This window comes from Acidovorax sp. LjRoot117, assembly GCF_964252695.1.
Lineage (GTDB): Bacteria > Pseudomonadota > Gammaproteobacteria > Burkholderiales > Burkholderiaceae_C > Acidovorax.
This window is the reverse complement of record NZ_CAXUPO020000002.1, coordinates 801,660-816,664: the sequence shown is the minus strand read 5'-3', so window position 1 is coordinate 816,664 and position 15,005 is coordinate 801,660. Positions and strand designations below refer to the sequence as shown.

The window sequence follows — 15,005 nt, the reverse complement described above, 5'->3', positions numbered from 1 at the left end:
CCGCAGGCGCTGCCTCAGGGCCGGGGCAAGCCGCCGCCCGGCCCCACCAGCGGGGCATGCTGCGCCATCAGGGCCGCCACCCAGTCGATGAACACCCGCGCCTTGGCGCTCACGTGGCGGTTGGGTGGGTAGGCCACGTACAGCGGCATGGTGTCCAGCGCCCAGTCCTGGAACAAAGGCACCAGCTCGCCAGTGCCCAGGTGCGGCTGGGCGATGTAATGCGGCAACCACAGGATGCCCATGCCCGCCAGCCCCGCGGCCTGGTAGGCATTGCCGTCGTCCACCGCCAGCACATAGCGGCCTTGCACCTGCACGTCCTCTGCGCCGCGCCGCATCGCATAAGGAAAGGTCTTGCCCGAGCGCGACCACAGGAATCCCACCACGCGGTGGTGCGTGTCCTCCAGGTCCTTCGGGTGCGCTGGCATCCCGGCGCGCTCCAGATAGCCGGGGGCCGCATACACCCCAAGCTGCAGGTCGCCGACCCGCCGCGCGATGAGCGACTGGTCCTGGATCTCGCCCCCGCGCACCACGCAATCCACGTTGTCGCCGATGAGGTCGACCATGCGGTCGCTCACGCCCATGTCGAGCTGGATGTCGGGGTACTGCGCATGGAACTGCGGCAGGGCCGGTACCAGGATCAGCCGGGCCAGCGGGCTGGGCACATCCACCCGCAGCCGCCCCCGGGGCGCGGCCGATGCGCTCGACAGGCTGGTTTCCGCATCGTCCATGTCGGCCAGCAGCCGCACCGCGCGCTCGTAGTACGCAGCGCCATCGGCGGTGACCTGCACCCGGCGCGTGGTGCGGTGCAGCAGCTTCACCCGCAGCCGCGCCTCCAGCTGCTGCACCAGCTGCGTGACGGTGGTCTTGCTGACGTGCAGGGTGTCCGCCGCCTTGGTGAAGCTGCCCGATTCGACCACCCGCACGAAGGCCTGCATTGCATCGAACCGGTCCATAGCGCTCCTGTCTTGCCCAAGATTGGCCAACGATTGTTTGGAGTTTACAAACAGTGATGGACAGGCTGGCCTGTTTATCCCCGGCGGGCGCGCCGATAAATTGCAGGGCATCGACAACCCGGGCCGACACGGCCCACCGAAAAGGAATATTCCCATGCCCTCGACCATGCCCTCGACGTCTCCCCGCGACGTGGTCTTTCCGCCCGGCCGCCAGGCGCTCTACGAAAAGAACCGCTACTCGCCCGCCATCCGGTCCAACGGCTTTCTGTTCGTCTCCGGCCAGGTCGGCAGCCGCCCCGACGGCTCGCCCGAGCCCGACTACCAGGCCCAGGTGCGGCTGGCCTTCGAGAACCTGAATGCCATCCTGCAGGCCGCTGGCTGCACCTTCGACGACGTGATCGATGTGACGGTGTTCATGGTGGACCCGGAAACCCATTTCGAGGCCGCGTGGGAGGTGGTGGGAGAGTACTGGGGCAACGCGCCGCACCCCACGCTCACGGGCATCGGGGTGACGTGGCTGTATGGCTTTCAGTTCGAGATCAAGGTGATCGCCAAGCTACCCGCAGCTGCGGACCGCTGAACGCTGAACGCCCGCTGCAGCAGGTTCTGTCGGTGTGATGCCGTCCGAGCCACGCCGAATCAGTGCGACCCGGCGCGCAGCGCATCCACCAGCGCCTGCGCAAAGCCCGACAGCTCCACACCGCGGCGCACGCAGATCTGCAGGTCGCGTTGCGCCCAGGGCTCGTCCATCTCGACCACCACGGGCGGCTCGCTCAGGCCCGCGGCCGGCACCGCACCGCGGGGAACCAGGCCGATGCCCACACCCGCCCCCACCATGCGGCACACCGCCTCGAAGCTGCGCACCTGAATGCGTACATCCAGGTGCCGGCCCAGGGCAGCCGCTGCATTCATGGTGAAAGTGTGAATGGCCGAGCCGGCGTGCAGCATGACGAAGGCGTGGTCCAGCACTTCGGCAAACCCCACCTTGGCGCGCGCAGCCAGTGCGTGGCCTGCGGGGACGATGAGCACCAGGCGGTCCTGCCGGTAGGGCGCCAGCTCCACCCCCGCGCCCGTGCCGCTGTCGGCCAGCACCCCCACCTCGATTTCGCCGCTGGCCACCGCGACCACGATCTCTGCGCTGGTGCGCTCCTCCAGGCTCACGCTGACCTGCGGGTGCCGCTTCAGGAACCCCGCCAGGTCGTCCGGCAGAAAAGTGTGGGTAGCGTGCGTGTTGGCCCACAGGCTCACATGGCCACGGATGCCGGTGGCAAAGGGCGACAGGTTGGCGTGCATCTGCTCGATGCTGGCCAGCACCTGCCGCGCATTGCGCAGCAGCGCCTCGCCCGCGCGGGTGAGCGCCAGGCCGCGCGTCTGCCGCTCGAACAGCGTGGTGTTCAGCGCCTCCTCCAGCCGCCGCAGCCGGTGGCTGGCGGACGACGGCGCCAGGTAGGCGCGTGCGGCGCCGCGCGTGAGGTTGCGCTCCTCGGCCATGGCAACGAAGAGGCGCAGATCGGTGAGGTCGTAGTTCAAGGGCGGCCTGGCATCGTTCGTCTGCAACGAACGCAGGGTTGTGGGATGGGCAATTGTGCATGACTGCTTGCCCGGGCACCATGCAACCCCTTATCACTCCATGCCGATGCAAAGCACACACAGCGTTCGAAGATTTCACACGATCTGAACGCACTGCCTTGCCGCACAAATCCCCCATGCCCTGGAAGAACTGGTCCGCCGAACGCCTTGGTCTTGCCCTCGCCATCCTGGCTGCACTGGGCTTTTCGTTCAAGGCCATCTTTGTGAAGCTGGCCTACGCCGTGCCGCAGGCCGTCCCCGTGGATTCGGTCACCTTGCTGTGCCTGCGCATGGCGTTTTCCGTGCCGGTGTTCGCCTGGGTCGGCTGGCGTGCCAGCCGGCAGCTCGCGCCCCTGAGCGGGCGCGACTGGCTGGCCATCGTCGCGCTGGGGCTGCTGGGCTACTACGGCGCCAGCATCCTCGACTTCATCGGCCTGCAGTACATCACTGCCAGCCTGGAGCGACTGATCCTGTTCACCTACCCCACTCTCACCATCGTGATCGGTGTGCTCTTCATGGGCAAGCGGGCATCCCGCCGCGAGATGGGGGCGCTGCTGCTGTCCTACGCCGGCATCGGCCTGGCCGTTGCGCACGACCTGCAGATCGCGGGCGACACCCGCGCCGTGTTCCTGGGCGCAGGCTTCGTGTTCGGCTCGGCGGTGTCGTACGCGTTCTACCAGGCCGGCAGCGAGCCCGCCATCCGCAGGCTGGGCGCGGCGCGCTTCACCGCGCTGGCCATGCTGGTCTCCACCGGTGCGACGCTGCTGCACTTCATGGTGTCGCAACCGATGGGCGCCCTGGTGCAACCGGCACCGGTCTATCTGCACGCGCTCGGCATGGCGGTGTTTTCCACCGTGCTGCCGGTGTTCATGACATCCGCAGCCATCCGCCGCATCGGCGCAGCCCAAACCGCACTGGTGGGCACGCTGGGCCCCATCCTTACGATCTTCTTCGGTTGCTGGCTGCTGGACGAACCGCTGTCCTGGCCGCAGATGGCGGGGGCTGCGCTGGTGCTGGCGGGGGTGTTGCTGATCAGCAAGCGGGGCAGCATGGCGGCGCCCCGCACGCCGGACGGAGCGACGTCGACCGCATCCGCCGAACCCGCCGCCAGGTCAACCTGACACCGCGCGCGGTGGGCGCCCAAGGAGGGGCGTTGGCCTCCCGCCCGTCCGTGCCCAGGCCGCACCAGTGCCTGTGGCCAGGATCGCGGGCTCACTTCAAACCCAGCCGCGTCAGCTTCTTGATCAGGCCCACCCGCGAAATCCCCAGCCGCCGCGCTGCTTCCGACTGATTGCCCGACACCGCCGCCATGGTGTCGCGCAGCATGCGCAGTTCCAGCTCCATCAGCGCTGCGTCCAGCGGCCCGGTGCTGCCGTGCGGGGCCTGCGGGCTGGCGGGGAGGTTCGCCGCGGTGTCCGTCATGTCGGGCATATCGCCGCTGGCCAGTTGCAGCAGCGCTGCATCCACCTCGCGCTGGTCGGGCATCAGCAGTGCCCCGGCGGACTCCACCACGGCCTTGAGCTCGCGCACATTGCCCGGCCACTCGCGCGCCATCAGCCATGCCAGGGCGCTGGCCGACAGGCTGGCGCGGTGTGCCACGCGGTGCAGAAACCGCGTGGCCAGCAGCGGGATGTCGGCGGGCCGCTCCGCCAGCGACGGCGTGCGCAAGACCACCCCTTTGAGGCGGTAGAACAAGTCCTCGCGGAAGGACCCGTCGCGCACCATGGCCTCCAGATCGCGGTGGGTGGCGGCCACCACGCGGGTGTCGGCACGTTTTGGCACACGGCCGCCCACGGGCACGAAGGACCCCTCTTGCAAAAAGCGCAGCAGCTTGACCTGCATGGGCGGCGGCATCTCGCCCACCTCGTCCAGAAACAGCGTGCCGCCGTGCGCAGCCTCCACCAGGCCGGGCTGGTCGCGGTAGGCGCCGGTGAAGCTGCCCTTCATGTGGCCGAAAAGCTCGCTCTCCAGCAGCTCGGCCGACAGGGCGCCGCAGTGGATGGCAACAAAGGCCTCGCTGCGGCGGGCACTGCAGGCGTGCAGGGCGCGGGCCACCAGTTCTTTGCCGGTGCCCGTGGGGCCCAGCACCAGCACGCTGACGTGGGTGGGCGCCACACGGCGCACCAGGGCGCGCAATTGCACTGTGGCAGCGGCCTGCCCCACCATGCCCAGATCGTCCAGCGACTGCCCTGCGCGCAGGGTTGCCAGTTCGGCATCCAGCCGCGCCTTGCGCAGCCCACGTGCCACCACAAACCGCAGCATGTCGGGGTCGATGGGCTTGGTCAGAAAGTCCCAGGCGCCCAGTTCGGTGGCGCGCAGGGCCAGGGCGTGGTCGCCGTGGCCGGTCAACACCACCACCGGCACGCGTGCAAAGCGCGGGATCAGCTCCAGGCCGATCTCTGGGTCCATGTGCGGCGGCATGGCCAGGTCCAGCAGCACCAGTTCGGGCTGCTGTTTGGCAAACGCCGCCAGGGCCTGCTCGCCATCGCCCGCCAGCGTCACGGTGTGGCCCAGGTTGCGCAAAAAGGCGCCGCCCAGCCGCTGGAAGGCTGCCTCGTCATCGACCAGCAGCACGTGGCCGTTGACATGGTCGCTTATCGGCTCGCCCGCTGCCGCGGCGTCTTGCCCTGCATCTGGCTGGGCGTCGGCTGCGTTGTCTGTGGTGTGTGCAGTCATGGCAGGCGTTGCGTCGTCGTCAAAGGAAAGCGCAGCGTGAAACACGTGCTCCACGGCGGCCGCTCGGTCAGCGCCACCGAGCCACCATGCGCCGCCATGATGCGGGCCACGATGGCCAGGCCCAGCCCGGTGCCGCCGGGGCTGCGCGATGCAAAAGGCTCGAACAGGCGGCTGCGGATTTCGTCGGGCACGCCGGGGCCGGCGTCGCAGATGTGCAGCAGCACGGCGTTGTCGGTGGTTTCTGCGTCGATGTGCACGGGGCTGTGTGTTGCTGGCGCCGATTCAACGCCATCGGCCTCGGACTCCATCGCGATGCGTGCGTTCTCCAGCAAATTGGTCAGCACCTGGTCCACACGCCGGGAGTCCGCCTGCAACACCAGCGGCTGGGCCAGGCCCGCGCCCAGGCTCACCTGGGGCAGACGCTGCGCTGCATTGCGCACGTGGGCGGCCAGGTCGAGCTCGCGGGGTGCCAGCTTCCAGGGCTTGGCAAAGTCCAGCAGGTCGTGCGTCAGGTTGGCAATGCGCGCCACCTGGTCGGCCACCTCGCGCCGGGTCTCGCCGGGCGCAGCAGCCACGGCCATCGAGATGATGTTGAGCGGGTTGCGGATGTCGTGCGCCACCGTGGCGGCCAGTGCGCCCAACTCGGCCAGCCGCGCCTGCAACTGGCGCTCGCGTTCGCGGGCGGCAAACTGCTGCGCCTGCTCGACGCGCGCGGCCGCCTCGGCCACCACCGTGCCGAACAGCTCGGCCACATGGCGCGGCCCGGGGGGTGCCGCGTCCCAGCCCTGCAGCGTGGTCTGCCAGCCTTGCTCTGCGGGGCTGCACACCAGCTGCGGGGTGCTGCCGGGGGGCGTTGATGGTGCCGTTGACGCCGTTGACGATGTGGAAGTGGGCGAAGTGCCGATCTGCACCTCCACCTGCGTGCCAATGCGCGTGCTCAGCAGCGTGGCCGCCTGCTGCGCCAGCGCCTGGGGCGTCTCGGCCGACAGCAGTGCGCTGCGCCAGGCGCCCAGGTCGGCCACCGACACCTCGCCCCCTGGGTAGACCAGCCGCTCGGCCACGCGGCGCACCGGGCCGTTGAGCGCCAGCACACTGGCCGCCACCGCCAGACCGCCCAGCCAGCGCGACTCGAACGGCAGCAGTGGCGTGAGCGCCAGCACCACCGCCCCCAGCGCCAACAGCAGCGCCCACACCAGCGCGCGCCGCGCCCAGGCGTTGGCCACAAACACACCGTAGCGCAAGATGCCGTAGACCAGAATCAACGAGTACAGCGGCAGGCCCAGCAGCGGAAACGGGTAGATCGGCCAATCCAGCACCGCAATGCCGTAGCCCGCCAGGCACAGCAGGCCCCACAGGCACGACGCGGTGACGGCGGCAATCTGCCGAAACTTCTGCCCGTCGCCCGACCGGCGCGCGCGCAGCAAGGCCAGCAGCAGCACCGCCACACCGCCCATGCCCAGAATGACCCAGGCCATGCTGGCGATGGTGCCCACCGGGTCGGCCACGGCAATGAAGCCGATGTCGCGGTGCTCGATCAGATGGCCCGGCACCAGGATGACGGAGACCACCGTGGCGCCACCACCCAGCGCATAGGCCGCCGCAACGCCCCAGCGCCCCAGGTCCACCCGGCAAAACACCGTGCAGAAATGAAAAAACAGCGCGGAGGTAAATGGCGCCGTGGCCAGCAAGCGCATCGCCACCGGTTCGGTCTCGGGCCCCAGCCAGTTGGGCAGCTCGTTTCCCACCATCCACATCGAGATGCCGATCAAAAAAGCCGCCAGCAGGCGGGCCCCCGCCACGCGGTCGGCCCAGGCCAGCAGCAGGGCTGCCAGCACCAGCGTTTCGAGCACCGAAAACCCGAGGACGGCGTGGATCAGCATGTGCAAACGGTGGTGGTGATCATGGCGTGACCTGTTCCTGGGGTTAACGGTAGGGGCTGCGCGCACTGTAAACCAAGTATGCAGCCCATAACGCAAATTCCAATGAAATCAACCACTTGCAGCGGCCGCTGAGCCTGGCCCGGGTTTCGCAATAGAGAGTGCAACCGCCACTCTTGCAAAGCCCGCCATGTTTGCCCTTTTCAGCCCCGCGCCCCGCCACTGCACCACCAACCCAGCGCACCCCACCAGCCCCGTGCTGGACTTGCCCGCCCTGGCCGGCGCCGCAGCCTGGGCACGCCTGCCGGCCGCCGTGCAACGCCGCTTTGGCACCGCCCACGCCGACGTCAGCTACCACGGCCACATGGACCTGCGCTGCTCGCTGATCGGCCACATCTACGCCGCGCTGACCCGGGCCTGGGGCGGCCCGCTGACCCACATCAACACCACCGCCCTGCCCGCCACCGTGAACGTCAGTCACAACGGGCGCGGCGGCGTGGTGTGGGAGCGGCGTTTCCACACCGGCACCGAAACCGAAAACGGCACTGACAACGGCGCAGACCGCACCGTGCGGTCCACCAAGGAGCTGGGCACCGACGGCACCCTGCTGGAGCGCACCGACGGCGGTCTGGCCATGTCGCTCGACGTGCTGGAAGAAGACGGCGCACTGGTGTTCCGCAGCCGCCGCTTCTGGTGGGTGCTGGCAGGCCTGCGCATCCCCGTGCCGACCTTGCTGACGCCCGGCACCTGCCGCGTTGCCCACACCGACCTGGGCGCAGGCCAGTTCCGCTTCACGCTGAGCATGGTGCACCCGCTGTGGGGCGAAACCTTCCACCAGTCCGGCGTGTTCACCGATCCCGTGGTCGATTGACCCACCGCACCCGTCGGCATCGATTCATCTTCACACTCACACACACCATGACCGCCATGAACACCATCTTCCTGCTGCTCTCCATTCAGGCCGCCCTGGGCGCGTTTGACAACCTGTGGCACCACGAGCTGCAGGCCCGGCTGCCGCACCGCACTTCGGCACGTTATGAACTCTCGCTGCACGCCGCGCGCGAAGCCATTTACGGCGTCGTCTTTGTCGGCCTGGCCTGGTTTGAATGGCGCGGCGCCTTTGCCGCCGTGCTGGCCGGGCTGCTGCTCATCGAAGTGGGCATCACCCTGGCCGACTTCCTGGAAGAAGACCGCACCCGGCGCCTGCCGCCGTTCGAGCGTGTGCTGCACACGGTGCTGACGATCAGCTACGGCCTCTTCCTGGGCCTGATCGCCCCCGTGCTGTGGGCCTGGGTGCAGCAACCCACCGCGATGGCGCTGGCCCCGCACGGCTGGGTGTCTTGGTTGTTCACGGCCTACGCAGTCGGCGTGTGGACCTGGAGCGTGCGCAACACGCTGGCCGCCATCAAGCTCTACCGCACGGCCCCGCCTGCCCAGCCCAGCGCCACCCTGCATGCCCGTGGCCTGCAACCCCAGCCAGCCACCCTGGTCACAGGCGCCACCGGCTTTGTAGGCAGCGCCCTGGTGGCCGACCTGGTGCGCGACGGCCAGCGGGTGATCGTGTTGACACGCGATGCCCTGCAGGCCCGCGCCAGCTTTGGCCCCGGCGTGTGGGTGGTGGACACGCTGGACGCGATCCCGCCTGAAACGAGCATCGACGCAGTGGTCAACCTGGCAGGCGCCCGCGTGCTGGGCATGCCGTGGACCCAGGCGCGCAGACGCCAACTGCTGGCCAGCCGCGTCGACACCACCGTGGCACTCGTTAGCCTGATGCGGCGCCTGCACAAGGCCCCGCGTGTGCTGGTCAGCGCATCAGCCGTCGGCTTCTACGGCGCATCGCCCAACGCGTCGATGGAGCCCTTGGACGAAACCGCTCTACCCCGCCCGGGCGAATTCCAGTCCGACCTGTGCGCCGCCATCGAACACGAGGCCCGGCGCGCCGAAGCCCTGGGTGTGCGGGTGGTGCGCATGCGGTTTGGCGTGGTGCTGGGGCACGGCGGTGGCGCGTACCCAATGCAAGCGCTGAGCGCCCGCCTGGGCCTGGGCGCCGTGCTGGGCCATGGGCGCCAGCCTGCTCCATGGATTCATCTGGCTGACGCGGTGGGTTTGGTGCGGTTTGCGATGGCGCACCAAACCCTGCAAGGCCCCGTCAATGCTGTGGCGCCTGAGGCGGTGACGCAGGCCAAGTTTGCGCAGGCCCTGGCTGCATCGTTCGGGCGACGCGCCTGGCTGCGCATGCCTGGGTTGCCGTTGCGGGTCATGCTGGGAGAAATGTCCTCCCTGTTGCTGGAGGGGCAGAACCCGGTGCCGAGTGCCGTGCTGGCTCGGGGCTACCGATTTGTGCACCCGCGACTGGGCGGCGCGCTGGCTGAGCTTGCAGGCACTTAAACCTACGCAACAAGGTTCGGCGAAAAATTACTAAACCTTAGGCCCTTCTGCTAATTGAAAAGGCGCTGATAGCTATAAAAATAGTGGTGAATACGATACGCTATTCCACTGTGCAGCGGTAACAGTCGGTCAGAGTGCATTTGACCTATTTTGGCCGAGGTCAAGAACCGGTCACGCGGCAACTTCGAATTTCGACTTCTTGCTGTACATGCCGAGAAGTCTTATTAATCTCCGAAAAATAAAAATTTAACACATGCATAAATTGCCAGAATAATAATAAGACTATACCAAATCGGTTTTAGATATCCTACTAGTGTAAATATTCTATCCAAGAAATTATGCCGAATTGTTGAATGCATTCTTAAATCAACTTCCTCAACAGGCGCGCTTGGGTTTAATAAGGGCAGCCAATACTTCTGCATAAACTTATCACCCACAAAATATGAGCTATGCCCTCCAAGGAAGAATCGATTAATTCTAAACTCATTCTGAGATCCATAAAATCCAAACTTACCTGCCATCCCGGTGCCAAGCACCAGCGCTTGACTCAGATATAGAATGTAATCATGATCAGCGCAATCATTTACAAGACGAATGTTCGCCAATTTCAAAAACTCCAGATCAGTTCCAGAGTGTAGAACGCTTCCAGCAAGTACTAATGTGTGAACAGGTACCACAACTCCGTCTGAAATTAACTGTTTCAAGGCATTAACAGCCAAGAAAGTGCCGAAGCTATGACTGTATATAGTCAACATATTACCATCTAAACTAGGAAATATATTCTCTAGGTCATTTTTTAATCGCGTGATTTCCCGATTTCTAAAAAAAGGAATGAGAAATGCAATAAATGAAAAAACACCATACCTATATGTGAAGAATTGACCACGCCCCAGTGTGTTCCTTGCAAGAATTCGTAGCCGGCGCTGCCAAGCTCCGAAGGTTTGTATGCCGTGTATAGTCAATGCATAGTGTGTAACTTCCCCTACCTGCCCACGCGAGCGCTTCGATATTGTAGTGTGGCTCAGTGATTGCAAAACCTGGTTACGCCACGCAATCTCATCTTCACGAGCTTCAACAACAATCGTACAGTGACTTAGAAAAGCCGTTCGGAATTGAGCGATGTCGTCCAAGTGAGCGGTAATTCCAATGATTTTCTCTGGGCACTTATAGCGAGGCGACGTCGTTGCCAACTTTAATAGATCAATTCCGAGTGCGGCACTTGCGCGTCCACCTGTCCGCTTTGGAATAACAACATCGAGCACCATCACATCGAAATATTCGCGCTTTAATGCCTCTCTAGCTCGGTCTTGGCAGTCGACCTCAAGGACGCATTCTTCACCGAAGCCGCCATGAATCATTAGATGATCAGCTAACTTCTTTCGCCGTCTTTCAGAATCATCAACGATTAGAATTCTCATTTTCTTCTTGCAGGATGATTGAATTTAATTGCTCTTTCCATGTACTCATCGAGCTATCGTAATAAATCATACCTAAAAATTGCGCCCCTAAATCACTAGAAAGCATATCCGAAAGTTCATGGAACGTATATGATAGTCCTTTATCGCCAAAAGACTCATACTGGGTTATAAATACTACACGCTCACCCTTTCCGGCGCGAGATATTTTCCTTGCTATCTCTCTACCGCCCAGCGCCCTAAAACGGCCGCCCGATTCCGTGGGTGACTTGTCATAAGTTGGAAGACTAATATCTGCAATTACCAGATCAAAGGTTATATTGGTAAGCGCCTGGGATCCTGAACTAAACGATCTTGCTTCGGTAATCTGCAAGGATTCTGTCCTCTGCTTTAAAAAATCCAACACTCGCTGTAGTTTATGTGGATTGTCTTCAATGAGCAGAATATTAAGCGACATATCTCACCTCCACGATGAATTGACTCTTTTCTAGCCTGACAGATAAATCGGAACCTGGAGCTTTTTCAGAAAGCTCGTAGTAAGCTTTTCCAATGCCAGTCCCCCCTTGTTTGGTGAGAACCTTCGCGCCACCCTTGCCGCGAAATTTCTTATTAATTGTGCTTAGATAATCTTGATCAAGTACTGCCAAACGATCCTGTGATACGTCATTACGAACTTCAATGGTGACGAAATCTTTTGCTGCCACAGCACGAACTACTACCGCAGTTGCGCGACCCAACCCGCTATGACGAAAACAATTGTCCAACAAGTTGGTTAGAGAAATTGTAAGCGCCTTACGTCTATGCTCGCTAGTTGGAATATCATAGAGTGGACCATCTATTAAAAGATCTAACGGGCGGGGTAATAATTTAAGCCTTTCAAATGACCCGATAGCAATTCTAATTGCATCGTCCAGCGGGACCTTGATATGACTCGGCCCATTTGCTCTTCTAAACCATTCGGAAATAGTCGTAACGTCCTCGCGAACATCTCTCCGACACGCACGTATGGTCGACATTAAGTTGTGAAGCGCAGCGGATCCTTTTTGTTCAGTTATATCAAGCTCTAATGTTTCAAACTGATCATCGATGTGTTTTCGAAATTCTATATTCAAATAATCTCTAATTCCGCTCAAAGAAATCTCAACTTTACTCCAGATCAGTTTTAGCATCTCTTCAATCATCAGATCTGCCGAAGTATCAGCACGTTCAGCCAACTCATGGAAATATTTAAACTCCACCTCAGTTAGCTGCACAAATACTCCTGTCACCTTCTGTTGGGAAGTTATTTTAATAACATCCTCTGCCTTGTCAATTACAGATTTAATGCTTCTAGAGAATTTTGCAAGAGCTTCATCTATACGGTCTAAAATATACTCACCAACAAAACCACACTGTTTTCTCCAATATTCGTTCGGAAGAATTTCACCATTCTTAGAAGCCTCTGTGAGCAGCCTTTTTTCTTCTAATTGCGCCCGCATAAGGTTTGCAAAGAATCCGTGCTTAATTTCCGTGATGAGGTTTTTTGCTAAGCCATGTCGCTCATCAAACAAAAACGCTGTCCGAACACAGAGCCATATTCTAAATAAAACTGTATTGCGTTCTCCAGTTGCGTAAGATGGCGATAGCACCCCTTCGTCGGATGATTCTCCGTATGTTATTACCTGCTCACGCTCAGGAATATTTGGATAAGCTCGGAGGAGCTGAAGCAATACATTGACCTCATTTAAGCAATTGCGTCGAACCAATGCATCATCAACAAAAATTCTTGGACCCGTTAAATCGCTTGCGGCTGAATCCTGAATGAGACGAGACACGAGTTCCTCAAGCTCTCGCATACGGCTCGTTGATTCAACAACATCTCGGTCTGCAAGCCAGTCCAGTATTGCCAATCGCTCAGCATGCAGTTGTTCTGTGCCACTGAAGCAACTTAAATAATCCAAAGTATCAAGCGAGCACACATCTCTGAAAAACGCAATCATCAGTGGAGTCGTTGAGACATCACGAGTGAATAGATCGCTGGGACGGTCGACGCCTTCCTGGTCAAGAAATGCTTCGAATGCCTCATTCAATATATTGGATGCGGAGTCAGATATATTTCTAACGTAACACTGGGCAACAAGTACGGCTTCTATAGAGCAAAGGTTGTTTTTTTCAATGCATTCAATCAAATAATCCATTGGCAAACAAATATGAGCATTTTGATTGTCAACCAATGCATTTGCTGCTTCAACCAGAAGCTCCGCTGCCGCATCCACATATACTGCGTAAGCACTAAATAACTCTAGATAGTCCTTTTTTAATATACCGAGCGCAGGAAGCTTTTTAAGCGCCGAGAAAATTAAATTGCTATTTTCACCTTCGATAATCAGTCTACATATCTTGCGCTTCTCAGCGCGATAGGGCGGGACTTGTGCGGCAGAATCTACTACCTCCCAATTAAAGGCACCTTTCCCGAGAGAAATTGCCGCAGCAAGAGGCGTAACCTCTGGATGTGCTATCCATGCCATAGTAGCTATTGCTTTAGCATCACCTAAAGGATAGCGATATGGAATTGCTTTGAATATTGCCAACTGAACGTGATATCCACCTGTCAATAGTGTCCGAAAACGGATAGCCTCCGATATTAGCTCATGATGCGCTGGGACAGACGCTGCATCCAATTTGTAAATTTTAGATAAATGGTGAATCAAGTTTCGTATTGGATCAGGAAACTCAAAATCTCGTTCTGGCAAATAAGCCAAAGCTTTCGCCACCAAATTCGCATATGCAAATGGATTGGGTAGGGACTGTAGGGATGCCAAATAGTAGTCAACGACCTCCTGATAATAGCCTTGCTCATATTGAGAAAGTAGATGCTTTCCGCAATCTCCCACATCAAATACCATTGTTCCATTCATGGCTAGGGAAATTCGATCTATTACAGGATCATCAACTATTTGACTTAGTTGGAGGATGACCGATGGGGTGATAGGCCTATGTGATTTCGACGACTGGCCTAGCTCAGTGATAGAGTGCGCCAGCAGTTCAAGCGAGACGATATACGCATCGATAGTTCCTACTCTCTGGAGGGAGGTCAGTGTAGGAGCCGGCGAGTCACTTGATAGCAAAGGAATCGGAGTACAAAACGCCTGAAGTAGTCCGACCAGATCCTTTCGGTCCGCTTCGGAAAACTCACGGACATGGGGTGCAATCATTGTATTGTGATGGAATTCTGCATTGCCAGAGTCCACAATAATTTGAAATGCGCCTAGAAGATAGTTTGTGAAGGTTTCTTTAGAGCGGTCTTTTATTGAGTTGCAATATTCAAGCAACTCCTCTCGTTTTTCATAGTGCGAGAAAAGCAAAATTTTTGATTTGACAAGCCAGAGACTTTCTCCACATTGCTCTTCAATTGAAATTAGTGCGCCAAGTGCGGCATCAAAATTTCCAGAAGTAAAGGCACCCTCGAACCGTTCGCGAAGCACTATAAACGCTTGAAGTTCTGCCTTTTCGAATTCAAACTGAGCTAATAGCAGAGCCCATGCATTTTCAACGGTAAGGTCTTCTGCACCCAGTATGGGAAATAAGCCGAATTTCTCAATTCTTTTTGCAAATCCGTTTAAGGTTGATCTTATTTTGGCAGAGCGAAAAATTTTAACTAAACGGCTTCTAAGATTTGCTGACGACTCGTAAGCGATTACGACGATGAGCAATCTACGGATCTCCTCAGTTGAGGAAAGGCTGATGAAGGCTGGATTGCTAAGTTTGAGCCATTCCGTTCGAGGTAGCTTCAGTTTTTTCAAAGTCCGTGTCTCCCCTGCGCTATGGATTTTGTCGAATGCGCGAAGCATACCGAACCTAGAGCTAAAAACTAAACGATGCGGCAATGTGGAACTCAGGCGTGGGCTGTACGCAGCCCAGAAAACTGCATGTCGTTACCGTGGCCTGAAAATTCGCTAGTTGCCGCTCGCGCCTCGCGCTTAAACGCGGGTCTGTTGAGTTTCGCAACGGGCAGCGGAGGGGAGCGATTGCGTCGACGCAGCGTCACGGCTTGACGATGAATGCGTATCTCTGCTTCTAGGAGGCGTTGATTGACTTCAGATCATCGGCAACAACCCGCCTTGAGCGGTCAATGAGCCAGCTCAGCA

General features: G+C 59.6%; 11 protein-coding genes. 4 read left to right on the top strand and 7 right to left on the bottom strand.

Annotated elements, in window-relative coordinates; translation table 11 throughout:
- Positions 1 to 14: 14 nt before the first annotated feature.
- A complete protein-coding gene (locus ACSQ3D_RS09040) occupies positions 15 to 953 on the bottom strand; it encodes a LysR substrate-binding domain-containing protein (RefSeq protein WP_396505473.1) in 939 nt (312 codons plus the stop codon).
- Positions 954 to 1,107: 154 nt separating this feature from the next.
- Between ACSQ3D_RS09040 and ACSQ3D_RS09035 the strand changes: the two genes are divergently transcribed.
- Positions 1,108 to 1,533: a RidA family protein gene (locus ACSQ3D_RS09035; RefSeq protein ID WP_396505472.1), complete on the top strand. Its 426-nt coding sequence runs from the start codon at positions 1,108 to 1,110 to the stop codon at positions 1,531 to 1,533.
- Between the two features lie 59 nt (positions 1,534 to 1,592).
- Here ACSQ3D_RS09035 and ACSQ3D_RS09030 read toward each other — a convergent pair whose 3' ends face one another.
- A complete protein-coding gene (locus ACSQ3D_RS09030) occupies positions 1,593 to 2,483 on the bottom strand; it encodes a LysR family transcriptional regulator (protein ID WP_436126628.1) in 891 nt (296 codons plus the stop codon).
- Positions 2,484 to 2,659: 176 nt separating this feature from the next.
- Between ACSQ3D_RS09030 and ACSQ3D_RS09025 the strand changes: the two genes are divergently transcribed.
- Positions 2,660 to 3,643, top strand: coding sequence for a DMT family transporter (locus ACSQ3D_RS09025; RefSeq protein WP_436126627.1), 984 nt, complete (start codon positions 2,660 to 2,662; stop codon positions 3,641 to 3,643).
- 91 nt (positions 3,644 to 3,734) lie between these two features.
- Here ACSQ3D_RS09025 and ACSQ3D_RS09020 read toward each other — a convergent pair whose 3' ends face one another.
- Positions 3,735 to 5,198: a sigma-54-dependent transcriptional regulator gene (locus tag ACSQ3D_RS09020; protein WP_436126626.1), complete on the bottom strand. Its 1,464-nt coding sequence runs from the start codon at positions 5,196 to 5,198 to the stop codon at positions 3,735 to 3,737.
- Complete coding sequence (locus ACSQ3D_RS09015) at positions 5,195 to 7,078, bottom strand: sensor histidine kinase (protein WP_436126625.1); 1,884 nt, start codon at positions 7,076 to 7,078, stop codon at positions 5,195 to 5,197. Before ACSQ3D_RS09015 ends, ACSQ3D_RS09020 begins: the two co-directional genes overlap by 4 nt.
- A gap of 187 nt (positions 7,079 to 7,265) precedes the next feature.
- On the opposite strand from ACSQ3D_RS09015, the gene ACSQ3D_RS09010 reads away from it, so the two are divergent.
- Together ACSQ3D_RS09010 and ACSQ3D_RS09005 are read left to right on the top strand one after the other, a co-directional pair.
- Positions 7,266 to 7,946 (top strand): DUF4166 domain-containing protein, encoded by a 681-nt coding sequence (locus ACSQ3D_RS09010; protein ID WP_436126624.1) that lies wholly within the window; start codon positions 7,266 to 7,268, stop codon positions 7,944 to 7,946.
- A gap of 47 nt (positions 7,947 to 7,993) precedes the next feature.
- Complete coding sequence (locus tag ACSQ3D_RS09005) at positions 7,994 to 9,463, top strand: TIGR01777 family oxidoreductase (protein WP_436126623.1); 1,470 nt, start codon at positions 7,994 to 7,996, stop codon at positions 9,461 to 9,463.
- Between the two features lie 224 nt (positions 9,464 to 9,687).
- Here the strand turns inward: ACSQ3D_RS09005 and ACSQ3D_RS09000 are convergent, their stop codons facing one another.
- From ACSQ3D_RS09000 to ACSQ3D_RS08990, 3 genes are read right to left on the bottom strand one after another with little or no spacing between them, the layout of a single operon-like run.
- On the bottom strand, positions 9,688 to 10,881 hold the full coding sequence (locus tag ACSQ3D_RS09000) for a hypothetical protein (RefSeq protein WP_436126622.1): 1,194 nt from the start codon (positions 10,879 to 10,881) through the stop codon (positions 9,688 to 9,690).
- Complete coding sequence (locus ACSQ3D_RS08995) at positions 10,862 to 11,335, bottom strand: hypothetical protein (RefSeq protein ID WP_436126621.1); 474 nt, start codon at positions 11,333 to 11,335, stop codon at positions 10,862 to 10,864. The genes ACSQ3D_RS09000 and ACSQ3D_RS08995 overlap by 20 nt, the downstream gene beginning before the upstream one ends.
- On the bottom strand, positions 11,325 to 14,660 hold the full coding sequence (locus ACSQ3D_RS08990) for a hypothetical protein (protein WP_436126620.1): 3,336 nt from the start codon (positions 14,658 to 14,660) through the stop codon (positions 11,325 to 11,327). The genes ACSQ3D_RS08995 and ACSQ3D_RS08990 overlap by 11 nt, the downstream gene beginning before the upstream one ends.
- Between the last annotated feature and the right edge of the window lie 345 nt (positions 14,661 to 15,005).

What these genes read in the sequence shown, in the direction of transcription:
- ACSQ3D_RS09040 (WP_396505473.1), bottom strand. Translation starts at nt 953, where the DNA reads ATGGACCGGTTCGATGCAATGCAGGCCTTCGTGCGGGTGGTCGAATCG.
- ACSQ3D_RS09035 (WP_396505472.1), top strand. Translation starts at nt 1,108, where the DNA reads ATGCCCTCGACCATGCCCTCGACGTCTCCCCGCGACGTGGTCTTTCCG.
- ACSQ3D_RS09025 (WP_436126627.1), top strand. Translation starts at nt 2,660, where the DNA reads ATGCCCTGGAAGAACTGGTCCGCCGAACGCCTTGGTCTTGCCCTCGCC.
- ACSQ3D_RS09020 (WP_436126626.1), bottom strand. Translation starts at nt 5,198, where the DNA reads ATGACTGCACACACCACAGACAACGCAGCCGACGCCCAGCCAGATGCA.
- ACSQ3D_RS09015 (WP_436126625.1), bottom strand. Translation starts at nt 7,078, where the DNA reads ATGCTGATCCACGCCGTCCTCGGGTTTTCGGTGCTCGAAACGCTGGTG.
- ACSQ3D_RS09010 (WP_436126624.1), top strand. Translation starts at nt 7,266, where the DNA reads ATGTTTGCCCTTTTCAGCCCCGCGCCCCGCCACTGCACCACCAACCCA.
- ACSQ3D_RS09005 (WP_436126623.1), top strand. Translation starts at nt 7,994, where the DNA reads ATGACCGCCATGAACACCATCTTCCTGCTGCTCTCCATTCAGGCCGCC.
- ACSQ3D_RS09000 (WP_436126622.1), bottom strand. Translation starts at nt 10,881, where the DNA reads ATGAGAATTCTAATCGTTGATGATTCTGAAAGACGGCGAAAGAAGTTA.
- ACSQ3D_RS08995 (WP_436126621.1), bottom strand. Translation starts at nt 11,335, where the DNA reads ATGTCGCTTAATATTCTGCTCATTGAAGACAATCCACATAAACTACAG.